General features: G+C 74.1%; 10 protein-coding genes. 2 read left to right on the forward strand and 8 right to left on the reverse strand.

Annotated elements, in window-relative coordinates:
• Window positions 1-83 precede the first annotated feature (83 nt).
• From ACZ56B_RS02785 to rsmI, 8 genes are all read right to left on the reverse strand, one after another.
• Window positions 84-776, reverse strand: coding sequence for a helix-turn-helix transcriptional regulator (locus ACZ56B_RS02785; protein ID WP_468785520.1), 693 nt, complete (start codon window positions 774-776; stop codon window positions 84-86).
• 252 nt (window positions 777-1028) lie between these two features.
• A complete protein-coding gene (locus ACZ56B_RS02790) occupies window positions 1029-2948 on the reverse strand; it encodes an outer membrane protein assembly factor BamB family protein (protein ID WP_468785522.1) in 1920 nt (639 codons plus the stop codon).
• Between the two features lie 106 nt (window positions 2949-3054).
• Complete coding sequence (locus tag ACZ56B_RS02795; RefSeq protein WP_468785524.1) at window positions 3055-4872, reverse strand: outer membrane protein assembly factor BamB family protein; 1818 nt, start codon at window positions 4870-4872, stop codon at window positions 3055-3057.
• Window positions 4873-5126: 254 nt separating this feature from the next.
• Window positions 5127-6941 carry an ABC-F family ATP-binding cassette domain-containing protein gene (locus ACZ56B_RS02800; protein WP_468785526.1) on the reverse strand — a complete coding sequence of 605 codons (1815 nt, stop codon included), beginning with the start codon at window positions 6939-6941 and terminating at the stop codon, window positions 5127-5129.
• Between the two features lie 260 nt (window positions 6942-7201).
• A complete protein-coding gene (locus ACZ56B_RS02805) occupies window positions 7202-8098 on the reverse strand; it encodes a 4-(cytidine 5'-diphospho)-2-C-methyl-D-erythritol kinase (RefSeq protein ID WP_468785528.1) in 897 nt (298 codons plus the stop codon).
• Window positions 8095-8973, reverse strand: a complete 879-nt coding sequence (gene rsmA / locus ACZ56B_RS02810) for a 16S rRNA (adenine(1518)-N(6)/adenine(1519)-N(6))-dimethyltransferase RsmA (protein WP_468785530.1) — start codon at window positions 8971-8973, stop codon at window positions 8095-8097. The genes ACZ56B_RS02805 and rsmA overlap by 4 nt, the downstream gene beginning before the upstream one ends.
• A gap of 55 nt (window positions 8974-9028) precedes the next feature.
• Window positions 9029-9946: a TatD family hydrolase gene (locus ACZ56B_RS02815; RefSeq protein ID WP_468785532.1), complete on the reverse strand. Its 918-nt coding sequence runs from the start codon at window positions 9944-9946 to the stop codon at window positions 9029-9031.
• Window positions 9947-10146: 200 nt separating this feature from the next.
• Entirely contained in the window at window positions 10147-10995 is an 849-nt protein-coding gene (rsmI, locus tag ACZ56B_RS02820; protein WP_468785534.1) for a 16S rRNA (cytidine(1402)-2'-O)-methyltransferase, read from the reverse strand.
• A 132-nt stretch (window positions 10996-11127) separates the two neighbouring features.
• Here rsmI and ACZ56B_RS02825 point away from each other — a divergent pair, with 132 nt between their 5' ends.
• Both ACZ56B_RS02825 and ACZ56B_RS02830 read left to right on the forward strand, forming a co-directional pair.
• On the forward strand, window positions 11128-12873 hold the full coding sequence (locus ACZ56B_RS02825; protein ID WP_468785536.1) for a dolichyl-phosphate-mannose--protein mannosyltransferase: 1746 nt from the start codon (window positions 11128-11130) through the stop codon (window positions 12871-12873).
• A 171-nt stretch (window positions 12874-13044) separates the two neighbouring features.
• Window positions 13045-14676: a penicillin-binding transpeptidase domain-containing protein gene (locus tag ACZ56B_RS02830; protein ID WP_468785538.1), complete on the forward strand. Its 1632-nt coding sequence runs from the start codon at window positions 13045-13047 to the stop codon at window positions 14674-14676.
• The last annotated feature ends 24 nt before the right edge of the window (window positions 14677-14700 follow it).

Genomic DNA, 14700 nt, shown 5'->3' on the forward strand with positions numbered 1-14700 from the left:
GTCCCTCCTCCCGAAACATAGAAGAAAAGAACCCAGGAGGGGCGCGCCGGGGGCCCCCCCCCCCCCCCCCCCCCCGCCGGGGGTCAGTCCCGCGCGGACGCCCGCCCCCGCACCGGTCCCGCCCGCTCCAGCAGTCCCGTCCGCGCCGCCAGCGCCGCCGCTTCCAGCCGCGACCCCACGCCCAGTTTCATCAGCACCCGCTGCACGTGCGTCCGCGCCGTCGACGGGGCGATGCCCATGCCCGCCGCGATCAGCCGGGTGTCCTCGCCCTCGGCCACCCGCACCAGCACCTCCACCTCCCGCGGCGTCAGCATCCGCAGCAGCCGCTGCCCCTCGTCGTCCGGCTGCGCCGCCGGGTTCAGCAGTTCGCCGAACGCCCCCTGCAGCAACTGCGGCGCCACCGCCGCCTCCCCCGCCCGCGCCTTCATGATCGCCCGCTCGACGCCCTCGATGCGCTCGTCGTGCCGCACGTACCCCGACGCCCCCGCCGCGAACGCCGCCGCGATCCCGCGCGGGTTCGGCACCGGCCCCAGCACCAGCACCGCCACCTGCGGCCGCTCCCGCTTGATCCTCACCACCGGGTCGAAGGTCCCCGGCTCCGCCGGTGCCGCCGTCCCCAGGAGACACACCTCCGGCGCCCGGCTGATCACCAGATCCGCCGCCCCCGCCGCCGGCGCCGCCGAGGCCAGCACCCGGTGCCCCCGCAGCTTCAGCGCCGAGGCCAGCGCCTCCGCGAGCAAGCGGTGGTCGTCGACCACCATCAGCCGCACTCCCATCGGACGCCCAACCCCCCTACCGCGCGCACCCCCGTGCGCCGCCGTCCCGTCCGGACCCCCCGGCGGGTCCCCGTGGATGCCCCCGGAAGCTACACGCTTGTTCGACGTCGCGCTCCCCCTACCGGCGAGAATCGCCCCGGATCACCGAAATTCTCGTATTCGGTGGCGAGGGGCGCACGACGAGCGGTACGCGCACGGCCCCGTCCCTGACCGGGACGGGGCCGTGCGGCGGGCCGGGCGGGCGACCGGGGATCAGCCGGTGCCGAACGCGATCGCCAGGTACCTCTTCTCGGAGTCCGTGAAGCTGCTGGCGTACACGGCCGACATGTACAGCCTCCCCTGCGAGAACAGGAACTCGGCGTGCTCCGGCAGCATCCGCGTCTCCACGTCCCGCACGGATTCCGTCGCCGGGTTCTCCATCAGCTTCGTCTGCCGGAAGGAGCCCCCGTCGATGCTCACGACCTGCCCGCCCTTGTCGTACGGCGGGCGCTTGTACGCCAGGATGTTGCCGCCGTCCATCCGCAGCGGAGTGATCGTGTAGCCGTCACCCGCGTCGGCCCGCTGGCCGGTCTTCTTGCCGGTCGCCAGGTCGAAGGCCACGACCTCGTTGGTCCGGCCGTACTTGCCCGTGCTCTCGCTCTCCTCGGTCGCGATGTACAGCCGGTCGTTGCCGACCGCCAGTCCGCTGCACTTCTCGATCTTGGTGATGGTGTCGCAGCGGGCCCCGTACTCCTCGCCCGGCGCGGAGATGCGCGCGCGCAGCTCGCCGGTCCTGTTGTCGATGGAGAAGAAGTCGGAGATGCCGCTGCCGTCCCCCGCGGAGTCGCCGACGTCGGCCGCCACCACGAGCGGGTCGGTGGAGACGACACCGGCGTAGTCGATGCCCTCGTCCATCTTGTACTCGCTGATCACCGTCCCGGACTTCGGGTCGACGGTCTGGATGTGCAGCTGCTGCCGGCCGTACGGGCCGCACCTGCGCACCGCGACCAGCTTCTCGCCGCCGCCGTACCCCGCGTCGTAGCAGGAGTCGGCCCTCTTGGGGGCCCACAGCTGCTTGCCGGAGGCGATGTCCCAGGCGGCGCCCCCGCTGGTGCTGCCCGCGGCGACGGTGCCCCCGCCGAGGGTGACGTTGTTGAAGCTGATCGGCATGGTGCCGCTCTCGGCGGACTTGGACCACACCTCCTTGCCCGCCTCCAGGTCGATCAGCCCGACCCGCGTGCAGCGCTGGGGCTCGTTCTTGGTCGGCATGGCCGGCTTGTAGACGATCGCCGTCCTGTTGTCCCCGGTGACGTGGCCGCTGGCCTCGCACACCGGGCCGGGCAGGTCGATCGTCCACCGCTTGGTGCCCTTGTCGCGGTCGTAGCCGACGATCTCGGCGATGCCGCTCTTGGCGTACACCGTGTCGGTCACCCAGGACCCCGCGGTGACGACGGTCGAGCTGTCCTCGGGGACCTCGGGCGCCGGCACCTGGAAGAGGACCTTGGAGCCGGGGTCGGCCGGGGCCTTCTCGTCGCCGCCGGCGGTGGTGCCGCCCCCGCCGCCGTTCTCGGCGTCCCGGTCCCCGGTGCCGCCGGAGTCCGCTGAGGTGTTCTTGTCGTCGTCCTTGCCGAAGGACGCGTACCAGACGCCGGCTCCGACGATCAGGGCGATGGCCACGACCGCGGCGACGATGATGGCCAGCTGCGCGTTGACCTTCCGTCCGCCGCCGCCCGGCTGCACCTGCATCGGCACGGTCGCCTGCGGATAGCCGTACCCGGGCTGGCCGTACGGCCCCGGCTGCTGCGGCTGCCCGTACGGCCCCTGCTGCGGCCCGGGGTAGCCGTACCCGGCCGGAGGCTGCTGCCCCGGGTAGCCGTACCCGGGCTGCGGGGCGGCCGACGGGGGTGTGGGCGGGGCGGCCGGGGGCGACTGCGGGGCCTGCGGGTACCCGTACCCGGGCTCGGGAGCCTTGGTGAGGTCGGGTCCACCCGGAGCGGGCGGCTGCTGCGGGGACGGGGCGGCCGGGGGCGACTGCGGGTACCCGTACCCGGGCTCGGGAGCCTTGGTGAGGTCGGGTCCACCCGGAGCGGGCGGCTGCTGCGGGGACGGGGCGGCCGGGGGCGCCGGGTCCTGCGGCGGGCCGAAGCCCGGCTGCTGCGGAGGCTGGTCGGACGGCTGAGGCGGCTGGGTCATGGCGTGAGTACCTCGGGGAGGGGGACGGGCTGCGACGGGCGGGCGACCGGGCGGGGCGAGGGCGCCGGCCGTCCGGGGCCGGCCCGCCGCGCCGCCGCCGTGCGCCTCACTTGCCGTAGGCGAGCATCAACTTCTCCTTCGCCTCGTCATTGCCGGTCAGCCGGGTGGTCGAGATGTAGAAGCGTCCGTCGACCCAGTCGATCGACCTGCTGTAGAAGCTGTTCTCGATCTTCGCGACGCCCTGCGGGTTCTGCATCAGCCTGACCGGCTCGTGGTCGCTTCCGGTGGTCGGGATGGCCACGACCTGGCCGCCCGCGTCGTAGGAGGGCTCCACGTAGGCGATGAGCTTGCCGCCCTCGACCTTCAGCGGCACCATCGACTCCTCCGCCGGGGACTTGACCCGCCACTTCTCCTTGCCGTCGGCGAGGCCCACCGCGACGATCTCGTTGGCGCCGGTGGTCGCCTTGGTGGGCAGGTACAGGGTGTCGGCGTCGGCGGCGACGCCCTCGCAGCCCTGCAGGTCGCGCGCCAGGATGGCCCAGCCGCAGGTGGGGGCGAAGTCCTCGTCGAAGCCGACCTCGGAGCGGAACTCGCCGGCGGGGGTGAAGGTGGAGATGTTCCAGGCCTTCTTGTCCCTGTTGGTGCTGTAGACGACCAGCGGGTCGACGGAGTAGGCGCGCTCGACGCGCCAGCCCTTGTCGAACTTCCGGGTCCACTTCACCTTGCCGGTCTTCGGGTCGAGCTCCCGGACCTCGTCGTGCGCGTTGTCGGTGCCGGCGCCGCAGGAGGCGACCTGGACCAGCCGCGTGCCGCCCGCGAACCCGGCGGGGAAGCAGGCGTCGCCGTACTTCTTCGACTCGAACAGCTTCTTGCCGTTCGTCACGTCGTACGCCGTGCCGGACTGCGAGCGGCCCACCACCAGCGTGTTGCCGGCGAGGGTCAGCTCGATGGAGAGCGCGGAGTCGAACAGCGCGCCGTCGGCGACCTCCTCGGTCCAGCCCTTCTCCCCGGTGTCGAGGTCGACGAGCTGGAGCTGGTTGCACTTGGCGCGGTCGCTCTTGCCGCTCATGTGCGCGACGACGATCTTGTTGTCGGCCGTCTTCTCCGGGGTGACCGCACAGATCTTGTGCGGGAAGACCAGGGGCTCCCAGGCGGGCTTGCCGTCCCCGACGCGGTACGCGGACAGCTGCGTGTAGGCCGCCTTCACCGCCGTTCTGTCGGTGATCCACATGCCGGGGGCCTCGGCGCCGGAGCCGGGCGCGTCGGGCGCCTCCTTGTACCAGAGCACCTTGGACTCGCCGGCCTTGCGGCCCTCGTTGAGGTTCTCCGGGTCCTCGCCGCCGTCGCCGCTGCCGTCACCGGGGTTGACCGGGGCACCGGAGGCGCCGGACCCGGGCTTGGCGTCGTCGCTCTGCCGGGCGACCGGCTTCTCGTCCTTCTCGCCGCCGCCGGAGACCGCCCACACGGTGCCGCCGACGAGCAGCAGCGCCACCGCCGCGGCACCGACGACGAGGGCCGGCTTGCCCTTGAAGGGGTTGCGGGAGCCGGATCCGGGGGGCGGCGTGCCGGGCGCCCCGGGGAACTGCGGCTGCGGCGGGTAGCCGTAGCCGGGCTGCCCGTACGGCCCCGGCTGCTGCGGCTGCCCGTAGGGGCCGGAGGCGTACGGCCCGGAGGCGTACGGCCCCGGCTGCTGCGGGTAGCCGTACCCGGGCTGCGGGGCACCGGACGGCGGCGCCTGCGGCGGGCCCTGCGGGGGCGGCGGCGTCTGCGGCGCCCCGAACCCCCCGCCCGGCGGCGGGTCCTGCGGCGCTCCGAAACCACCCTGCGGCGGCGGGTCCTGCGGCGCTCCGAAACCACCCTGCGGCGGCGGGTCCTGCGGCGCTCCGAAACCACCCTGCGGCGGCTGGTTGGGCGGCTGAGTCATCAGCGCGTTCCCCCTTACTCACTGATTTTTAGCCACGCCCTGAGGTACGTGAGGAACCCAGAGCCGTCTGCGGACAGTTCTCAGACGGGCTCTTTCTATCACCCGGCACCGACGGCCCACCGGGCCGCTTCCGCCCCTGTTCCCAAGGGAGGACCGGCCCGTGATGCCCCTGTTACGCGCCTTCACGCCCTCTTCACGCCGCACGTGCTCCCGCACGCGGGCGCGTGCGGGAGCACGCAGGGGGTGCGCGCGGGTCAGGCGTCCTCGGCGAGTTCCAGCCAGCGCAGCTCCAGCTCTTCCCGCTGACCGGCCAGTTCCCGCAGTTCGGCGTCGAGTTCGGCGACCTTCGCGAAGTCGGTGGCGTGCTCGGCGATGGCGGCGTGCAGCTTGGCCTCCTTCTCGGAGACCTTGTCCAGCTGCCGCTCGATCCTCTGCAGCTCCTTCTTGGCGGCGCGCAGGTCGGCGGCGCTCCTCTCGGGGGCGTCCGGCCCGGTGCGGACGGCGGGTGCCGGGGCCGCGGCCGCGGCGGCCTCCGCCATCCGCCGGCGCCGCTCCAGGTACTCGTCGATGCCGCGCGGCAGCATCCGCAGGGTGCCGTCGCCGAGGAGGGCGAACACCCGGTCGGTGGTGCGCTCGACGAAGAACCGGTCGTGGGAGATGACGATCATCGAACCGGGCCAGCCGTCGAGGAGGTCCTCGAGCTGGGTGAGGGTCTCGATGTCGAGGTCGTTGGTGGGCTCGTCGAGGAAGAGGACGTTGGGCTCGTCCATGAGCAGGCGCAGCAGCTGGAGCCTGCGCCGCTCACCGCCGGACAGGTCGCCGACCGGCGTCCACTGCTTCTCCTTGCCGAACCCGAACGTCTCGCACAGCTGCCCGGCGGTCATCTCGCGCCCCTTGCCGAGGTCGACGCGCTCGCGCACCTGCTGCACGGCCTGGAGCACCCGCCAGGAGGGGTCGAGTTCGGCGACCTCCTGGGAGAGGTAGGCGAGCCTGACCGTCTTGCCGACGCGGATGCGGCCGCCCGCGGGCTGGGCCTCGCCCTCGGTGCGGGCCGCCTCGGCCAGCGCCCGCAGCAGGGACGTCTTCCCGGCGCCGTTGACGCCGACCAGGCCGACGCGGTCGCCGGGGCCGAGCTGCCAGGTGACGTGCTCGAGCAGCACCTTGGGTCCGGCCTGGACGGTGACGTCCTCGAGGTCGAACACCGTCCTGCCCAGCCGCGAGGAGGCGAACTTCATCAGCTCGCTGCTGTCGCGGGGCGGCGGGACGTCCTTGATGAGCTCGTTGGCGGCCTCGACGCGGAAGCGCGGCTTGGAGGTCCGCGCGGGCGCGCCGCGGCGCAGCCAGGCCAGCTCCTTGCGGACCAGGTTCTGCCGCTTGGCCTCCTCGGTGGCGGCGATGCGCTCGCGCTCGGCGCGGGCGAAGACGTAGTCGGAGTAGCCGCCCTCGTACTCGTACACGGTGCCGCGCTGCACGTCCCACATGCGGGTGCAGACCTGGTCGAGGAACCAGCGGTCGTGGGTGACGCAGACCAGGGCCGAGCGCCGTTCGCGCAGGTGCCCGGCGAGCCAGGCGATGCCCTCGACGTCGAGGTGGTTGGTGGGCTCGTCGAGGACGATCAGGTCCTGTTCCTCGATGAGCAGCTTGGCCAGCGCGATCCGGCGCCGCTCGCCGCCGGACAGCGGACCGATGACGGTGTCCAGCCCCTTGGGGAAACCGGGCAGGTCCAGGCCGCCGAACAGTCCGGTCAGCACGTCGCGGACCTTGGCGTCGCCCGCCCACTCGTGGTCGGCCATGTCGCCGATGACCTCGTGCCGGACGGTGGCCGCGGGGTCGAGGGAGTCGTGCTGGGTGAGCACGCCGATGCGCAGCCCGCCGGAGTGCGTGACCCGCCCGGTGTCGGCCTCCTCCAGCCGGGCCAGCATCCGGATGAGCGTGGTCTTGCCGTCACCGTTGCGTCCGACGACCCCGATCCGGTCCCCTTCGGACACACCGAGCGAGACGCCGTCGAGGAGGGCACGGGTGCCGTACACCTTGCTGACGTTCTCGACATTGACCAGATTGACGGCCATTTCACTCCTGCCTGGGGGATCGATCGGCTATCCAGCGTAGGACCTCCCGGACGGCGGCCGGCGCGCGAGGAGACGGTCACTCTTCGTGACGACGTGATCGGAGACGGGCGGCGGTCCGTTCCCCCACGTGGCCGAGCTGGACCCATCACCTGCGGGTATCCGCACACGGGCATGCACCGCGACCGGATCGGGATCGAGGTCGACAAGCCCTCCGGCATCGCCGTCGACCTGGGCCCGGTCGAAACGCGGTCCTGAGCCCCTCAGAGGACCGTCGCCCCCGGCACCGGCCCCGCCGCCGTGCGCACCGTGCGGCAGGTCCCGGACGCCCGCAGGGCGCCGGCGACCTCGGCCGCCGACTCCGCGTCCCGGACGAGGAACGCCGTGGTCGGTCCCGAGCCCGAGACCAGCGCGGCCAGGGCCCCGGCCGCGCGCCCGGCCGCGAGGGTGCCGGCGAGTTCCGGGAACAGGGACAGGGCGGCGGGCTGGAGGTCGTTGGAGACGGCGGCGGCGAGCGCGTCGGGGTCGCCCTTGGCGAGGGCGTCGAGCACGTCCCGCGCGGCCACCGGCCCGGGGACGTCCCGGCCCTCGGCCAGCCGGTCGAACTCGCGGAAGACCGCCGGGGTGGACAGTCCGCGCCCGGCCATCGCGAACACCCAGTGGAAGGTCCCGCCGACCTCCAGCTCCTGGAGCCTCTCGCCCCGTCCGGTGCCCAGCGCCGCCCCTCCCACCAGGCTGAACGGCACGTCGCTGCCCAGCTCGGCGCAGAGGCCGAGCAGTTCCTCCCGCGAGGCGCCCGTGCCCCACAGCGCGTCGCAGGCCAGCAGCGCGCCCGCGCCGTCCGCGCTGCCACCCGCCATGCCGCCGGCCACGGGGATGTCCTTGGCGATGTGCAGGTGCACGTCGGCGTCGCGGCCGTACCGCTCGGCGAGGGCGAGGGCGGCGCGCGCCGCGAGGTTCGTGCGGTCCAGGGGGACCTGGCCGGCATCGGGGCCGGCGCAGGTGATCCGCGGTCCGTCCGGCGACGGGGCGGCGGTGACCTCGTCGTACAGGCCGACCGCGAGGAAGACGTTGGCCAGGTCGTGGAAGCCGTCGGGACGGGCGGCGCCGACCGCGAGCTGGACGTTGACCTTGGCGGGGACGCGGACGGTGACGCTCACGCGGCGGGCTCCTCGTCCGGGGCGTGCTCGGCGATGCGCGCGAACTCCTCGACGGTCAGGGACTCCCCGCGTGCCTGCGGCGACACCCCGGCGGCGACCAGGGCGGCCTCGGCCGCGGCCGCCGAGCCCGCCCAGCCGGCGAGCGCCGCGCGCAGCGTCTTGCGGCGCTGCGCGAAGGCGGCGTCGACGACGGCGAAGACCTCGCGCCGGGAGGCGGCGGTCTTCGGCGGCTCGGCCCGGCGGACCAGGGAGACCAGCCCGCTGTCGACGTTGGGCGCCGGCCAGAAGACGTTCCGTCCGATGGCGCCGGCCCGCTTGACCTCGGCGTACCAGTTGGCCTTGACCGAGGGCACGCCGTAGACCTTCGAACCGGGCGCGGCGGCGAGCCGGTCGGCGACCTCCGACTGGACCATGACCAGGGTGCGTTCGATGCTCGGGAAGGTCTCGAGCATGTGCAGCAGCACCGGGACGGCCACGTTGTAGGGGAGGTTGGCGACCAGTGCGGTCGGGGCGGGGCCGGGCAGCTCGGTGACGTGCATCGCGTCGGAGTGGACCAGCGCGAACCGTTCGGCGCGCCCGGGCATGCGGGCGGCGACGGTGGCGGGCAGCGCGGCGGCCAGGACGTCGTCGATCTCGACGGCGGTGACCCGGTCGGCCGCCTCCAGCAGCGCCAGCGTGAGCGAGCCGAGTCCCGGACCGACCTCGACGACCACGTCGTCGGGGCGGACCTCGGCGGTGCGGACGATGCGGCGGACCGTGTTGGCGTCGATGACGAAGTTCTGGCCGCGCTGCTTGGTGGGCCGCACGCCGAGGGCGGCCGCCAGTTCGCGGACGTCGGCGGGGCCCAGGAGGGCGTCGGGGGTGGGGCTGGTCACGGGACAAGGGTACGGGGCGGCCGGGGCCGCCCCGGCCGGTGACCTCGGCCGGACCTCAGTAACCGAAGGCGCGGGCCGTGTTCGCCCCGAGGGCCGCGGCCAGGGTGTCCTCGTCGGTCCCCCGTACGGCCGCCATGGCGCGCACGGTCACCGGCACCAGGTACGGGGCGTTGGGGCGCCCGCGGTACGGCACCGGCGTCAGGAACGGCGCGTCGGTCTCCACCAGGACCAGCTCCAGCGGGGCCACGGCGAGCGCGTCGCGCAGGTTCCGCGCGTTCTTGAAGGTGACGTTGCCGGCGAACGACATGTAGTACCCGGCGGCGGCGCAGACCTCCGCCATCTCCGCGTCCCCCGAGTAGCAGTGGAAGACGGTCCGCTCGGGGGCGCCCTCCTCCTTCAGGACGCGCAGGACGTCGGCGTGGGCGTCGCGGTCGTGGATCACCAGGGTCTTGCCGTGCCGCTTGGCGATCTCGATGTGGGCGCGGAAGGAGCGCTCCTGCGCCTGTTTGCCCTCCGGTCCGGTGCGGAAGTAGTCGAGTCCGGTCTCGCCGACGCCCTTGACCTGGGGCAGCGCGGCCAGCCGGTCGATCTCGGCGAGCGCCTCGTCCAGCGCGGCGTCCCCGCCGGGCGCGCGGGCGCCCTGCCGGGACCAGCCGTCGGGGTCCCCGTGGACGATGCGCGGCGCCTCGTTGGGGTGCAGCGCCACGGTGGCGTGGACGGCGTCGTGCGCCGCGGCCGTCTCGGCCGCCCAGCGCGAGCCCGCGAGGTCGCAGCCGACCTGCACGACCGTCGTCACGCCCACGGAGGCGGCCTTGGCGAGGGCCTCCTCCACCGTTCCGGACTGCATGTCGAGGTGGGTGTGCGAGTCCGCGACCGGCACCCGCAGGGGTTCCGGGAGCGGCGGGGCGGTGTCCTTGCCGGTCCCGCCGGTCCTGGCGGGCCCGGTGGGCTGGTCGGGGGCGTTCTCAGGCATGTCCCCGATCCTACGGAAGGGGCGCCCCGCACCGTCCGGGCGCGGGGCCCGGCCCTCCCGGCGGACCTCCCGACAGGTCTTCCGACGGGCCTCCCGGTGGGCTTCCCGACGGACCTCCCGGTGGGCTTCCCGACGGGCCCCCGCGGAAGGGACGCGGCAGGCCCCGGGCAGGCGCCGGGGACGACGGTCCCGCGGCGGGCCTACTCCCCGGAGCGCTTCGCCGCCACCACCGCGTCGAACACCTCCCGCTTCGGCACCCCCGCCGCCACGGCCACCGCGGCGATCGCCTCCTTGCGCCGCTCCCCGGCCTCCTCGCGCGCCCGCACCCGGCGCACCAGCTCGGCGGCGTCCACCTCCTCGGCCCCCTTCTCCGGCGCCCCCTCGACCACCACGGTGATCTCGCCGCGCACGCCCTCGGCGGCCCACGCGGCGAGCTCGGCCAGCGGGCCCCGCCTGACCTCCTCGTACGTCTTGGTCAGCTCCCGGCAGACGGCGGCCCGGCGGTCGGCCCCGAACACCTCGGCCATCGCGGCGAGCGTGTCGTCGAGGCGGTGCGGGGCCTCGAAGTAGACGAGGGTGCGCCGCTCCCCGGCCACCTCGCGCAGCCGCCCCAGCCGCTCCCCGGCCTTGCGGGGCAGGAACCCCTCGAAGCAGAACCGGTCCACGGGCAGCCCCGACAGCGCGAGCGCGGTGAGCACGGCGGACGGTCCGGGCACCGCGGTGACCCTGATGTCCCGCTCGACGGCCGCCGCGACCAGCCGGTACCCCGGGTCGGAGACCGAGGGCATCCCGGCGTCCGTCACCAGCAGCACGCGTGCGCCGCCCGCCAGTTCCTCGACCAGCTCGGGCGTGCGGGCGGACTCGTTGCCCTCGAAGTACGACACGATCCGTCCCCCGGGCGTGACGCCGAGGGCCTGGGCCAGCCGCCGCAGCCGCCGGGTGTCCTCGGCGGCGACGACGTCGGCGCCGGCCAGCTCCTCGGCGAGCCGGGGCGGGGCGTCGGAGACGTCGCCGATGGGGGTGCCTGCGAGTACGAGGGTTCCGGTCACGTCCCCATCCTCCCAGGGCCGCGGACGCCGTACGCGACCGGAGCACGGCCCGGGCCCCCTCCGGAACCCGCGCGGGCGGGGCATACCGCCCATGCACGGGACTCCCCCGACGCCGTTCCCTACGATGGCGCGGTGACCAGTACCGCGTCCTCCACGGACACCCGGCAGGACCAGGCGCCGCACGAGCAGCGGCCGCCGTGGCAGCAGCGGCTGCGCCGTTTCGGCTACTCGGCGGCGGACCCCGGAGGCGACGTCCGCGACCGCCTGGTGCCGCCGTACACGGAGCCGTCGGGGCGGCTGTGGTCGGCGGTCGGGGTGCCGCCGCTGCTCGCGGACCGGATCGTGCGCTGGTCGGCGTGGGGCGGGCCGCTGCTGGTCACGCTGCTGGCGGGGGTGCTGCGGTTCTGGAACCTGGGCAGCCCGAAGGCGGTGATATTCGACGAGACGTACTACGCCAAGGACGCGTGGGCGCTGATCCACCGCGGGTTCGAGGTCAACTGGGAGAAGAACGCCAACGACCTGATCCTCTCCTCGGGCGGGAACGTCCCCGTCCCGACGGACGCGGCGTACGTCGTGCACCCGCCGGTCGGCAAGTACGTCATCGGGCTGGGCGAGCTGATGTTCGGGTTCACCCCGTTCGGCTGGCGGTTCATGACGGCGCTGCTGGGCACGCTGTCGGTCCTGCTGCTGTGCCGCATCGGCCGGCGCCTGTTCCGCTCCACGTTCCTCGGCTGCCTCGCGGGCGCGCTGATGGCGGTGGACGGGCTGCACTTCGTGATGAGCCGGACCGCGCTGCTCGACGGCGTGCTGATGTTCTTCGTGCTGGCGGCCTTCGGCTGCCTGCTGGTCGACCGGGACCGGGCACGGGAGAGACTCGCCGCCGCGCTGCCCGTGGGCCCGGACGGCCGGGCCCGGCCGGACGCGCACGTCGCGGAGCACACCCGGATCGGCTTCCGTCCCTGGCGCCTGGCGGCGGGCCTGATGCTGGGCCTGGCGGTCGGCACCAAGTGGAACGGCCTGTACGTCATGGCCGCGTTCTGCGTGATGGCGGTGCTCTGGGACGTCGGCGCCCGCCGGGTCGCGGGCGCGCGCCGGCCCCGGCGGGCGGTGCTGAGGCGCGACCTGGGCCTGGCGTTCCTGTCCACCGTGCCGGTGGCGGTGTTCACCTACTTCGCCTCGTGGATCGGCTGGATCCTGTCCCCGGCCGACGGCTCCGGCGGCTACTACCGCGACTGGGCGGCCGGGGCCGGCAAGGACAGCGCCTGGTCCTGGCTCCTCCCCGACTGGTGGCGCAGCCTGTGGCACTACGAGAACCAGGTCTACGACTTCCACGTCGGCCTGTCCTCGCCGCACACCTACGAGTCCAACCCGTGGAGCTGGATCGTCAACGGCCGCCCGGTCTCCTACTTCTACGAGTCCCCGGCCCCCGGCACGGACGGCTGCCCGGCCGACGCGGGCGAGAAGTGCGCCCGCGAGGTCCTGGCCATCGGCACCCCGCTGCTGTGGTGGGTGGCCTGCTTCGCCCTCCTCTACGTCCTGTGGCGCTGGTTCTTCCGCCGCGACTGGCGCGCGGGCGCCGTCGCCTGCGGCGTCGCGGCCGGCTACCTGCCGTGGTTCCTGTACCAGGAGCGCACGATCTTCTTCTTCTACTCCATCGTCTTCCTGCCCTTCCTGTGCCTGGCGGTGGCGATGCTCCTGGGCGCCGTCGTCGGCCCGCCCCGCTCCACCGACACCCGCCGGGTCGCGGGCGCGACGGCGGCCGGCGTCCTGACCCTGCTGATCGCCTGGAACTTCATCTACTTCTGGCCCCTGCACACCGGCACCGCCATCCCCATCGACGACTGGCGGGCGCGGATGTGGCTGGACACGTGGGTCTAGCCGGACGGGCGTCCCCGGGGGGCCGGGAGGGCGGGACGCCCCGGTCTCCTTTCGGACAACAAACGGAAACAGCCGCCCCGGCGGTCGCCCCCCGCCCATAGAGTGCTCACCGCCGAATTGTCTGAACACGTTCAGAAAGACGTGGGGTTCGGCGGTGAGGGGGAAGGCCCGATGGGCAAGGGGGTCAAGGTCGCCGTCGTCGGCGGGGTGTTCGCGGTGATGGTGGGCGGAGCCGGTTACGGCGTCTACAACATCGTGTCGGCGGTGAGCGGGGGCGGGGGCGGCGTCGCCGGTGCGCCGGTGCCGAAGTCCGGGCCGCCGGACCGGGACGAGGTCGCGGAGACGACCGGGAAGTTCTTCGCGGCCTGGGAGGAGGGGCGGGCGGAGCGGGCGGCGTCGTACACGGACAACGCGCAGGAGGCCGGCGCGCTGCTGACGGCGTACGGCGACGAGGCGCACATCGGCGGGGTGCGGATCACGCCCGGGACCGCCACCGGCACCACCGTCCCGTTCACCGTGCGGGCGACCGTCACCCACGGCGGCACGTCCCGGCCGCTGACCTACCGGAGCGAGCTGACCGTCGTGCGCGGGAAGACCACCGGGCGGGCGCTGGTCGACTGGGAGCCCTCCGTCGTGCACCCCCGGCTCCGGGACGGCGACACCCTGGTCACCGGGGAGTCCGCGCAGCCCCCCATCGAGGCGGTGGGCCGGGACGGCACCGTGCTGACGCAGGAGCGGTACCCCTCCCTCGGGCCGGTCCTGGACACCCTGCGCGAGAAGTACGGCGCCGAGGCGGGCGGCGAGGCGGGCGTCGAGCTGGTGATCCGGCACGCCGACGAGACCGCCGCCGACACCCCGCTGCTGACCCTCGCGAAGGGCAGGCCGGGCAGGCTGCGCACGACGATCAGCCCCGGGGTGCAGGCCGCGGCCGAGGAGGCGGTGAAGCGGTTCGCCGAGTCGTCGGTGGTGGCGGTGAAGCCGAGCACCGGCGAGGTGCTGGCGGTGGCCAACCACCGCCGGGACGCGTTCAACGCGGCCTTCCAGGGCCGGGTCGCCCCCGGCTCCACCATGAAGATCCTCACCGCCGCCATGCTCATCGACAACGGCGTGACCTCCATGAACGGCCCGGCTCCCTGCCCGCCCACCGCCACCTGGCAGAGCCAGACCTTCAAGAACCTCACCGGCCTGGGGCCGAACGAGGGCGCCACCCTCGCCGACAGCTTCCTGCGCTCCTGCAACACCGCCTTCGTCAAGCTCGTCGACGAGGAACCGCTCACCGACGCCTCCCTCACCCGGGAGGCCCAGGAGCGCTTCGGGCTCGGCCGGGACGACTGGAAGACCGGCATCGTCTCCTTCGACGGCAGCGTCCCCGCCTCCGCCGGCCCGGACCGCGCGGCCAACGCCCTCGGCCAGGGGCAGGTGCAGATGAACCCGTTGACCGTGGCCTCGATGACGGCCACCGCCGTCACCGGCGCCTTCCGCCAGCCGTACCTCGTCCCCCCGGACCTCGACGGCCGGCGGCTGGCGCGGGCCGAGGGCCTGTCCGCGAGCACCGCCGCCCAGCTGAAGCAGATGATGCGGCTCACCGCCACCCGGGGCACCGGCGCCGCGGCCATGGCCGGGCTCGGCGGCGACATCGGCGCGAAGACCGGCTCCGCGGAGGTGGACGGCAACGCCACCTCCGACAGCTGGTTCACCGGCTTCCGGAACGACGTCGCGGCGGCGGCCATGGCCCAGCAGGGCGGCCGGGGCGGCGACGCGGCCGGTCCGATTGTCGCAGCCGTGCTACGAGCGGGCTCCTGAACGCGCCGCGCCCGCACCGGGACT

The sequence above is a fragment of the Streptomyces sp. NPDC034670 genome (assembly GCF_055574875.1).

Excerpts from the sequence above, each read along its gene's own strand:
- ACZ56B_RS02790 (WP_468785522.1), bottom strand. The coding sequence starts at position 2,948 with ATGACCCAGCCGCCTCAGCCGTCCGACCAGCCTCCGCAGCAGCCGGGC.
- ACZ56B_RS02830 (WP_468785538.1), top strand. The coding sequence starts at position 13,045 with ATGGGCAAGGGGGTCAAGGTCGCCGTCGTCGGCGGGGTGTTCGCGGTG.
- ACZ56B_RS02800 (WP_468785526.1), bottom strand. The coding sequence starts at position 6,941 with ATGGCCGTCAATCTGGTCAATGTCGAGAACGTCAGCAAGGTGTACGGC.
- ACZ56B_RS02785 (WP_468785520.1), bottom strand. The coding sequence starts at position 776 with ATGGGAGTGCGGCTGATGGTGGTCGACGACCACCGCTTGCTCGCGGAG.
- ACZ56B_RS02815 (WP_468785532.1), bottom strand. The coding sequence starts at position 9,946 with ATGCCTGAGAACGCCCCCGACCAGCCCACCGGGCCCGCCAGGACCGGC.
- ACZ56B_RS02795 (WP_468785524.1), bottom strand. The coding sequence starts at position 4,872 with ATGACTCAGCCGCCCAACCAGCCGCCGCAGGGTGGTTTCGGAGCGCCG.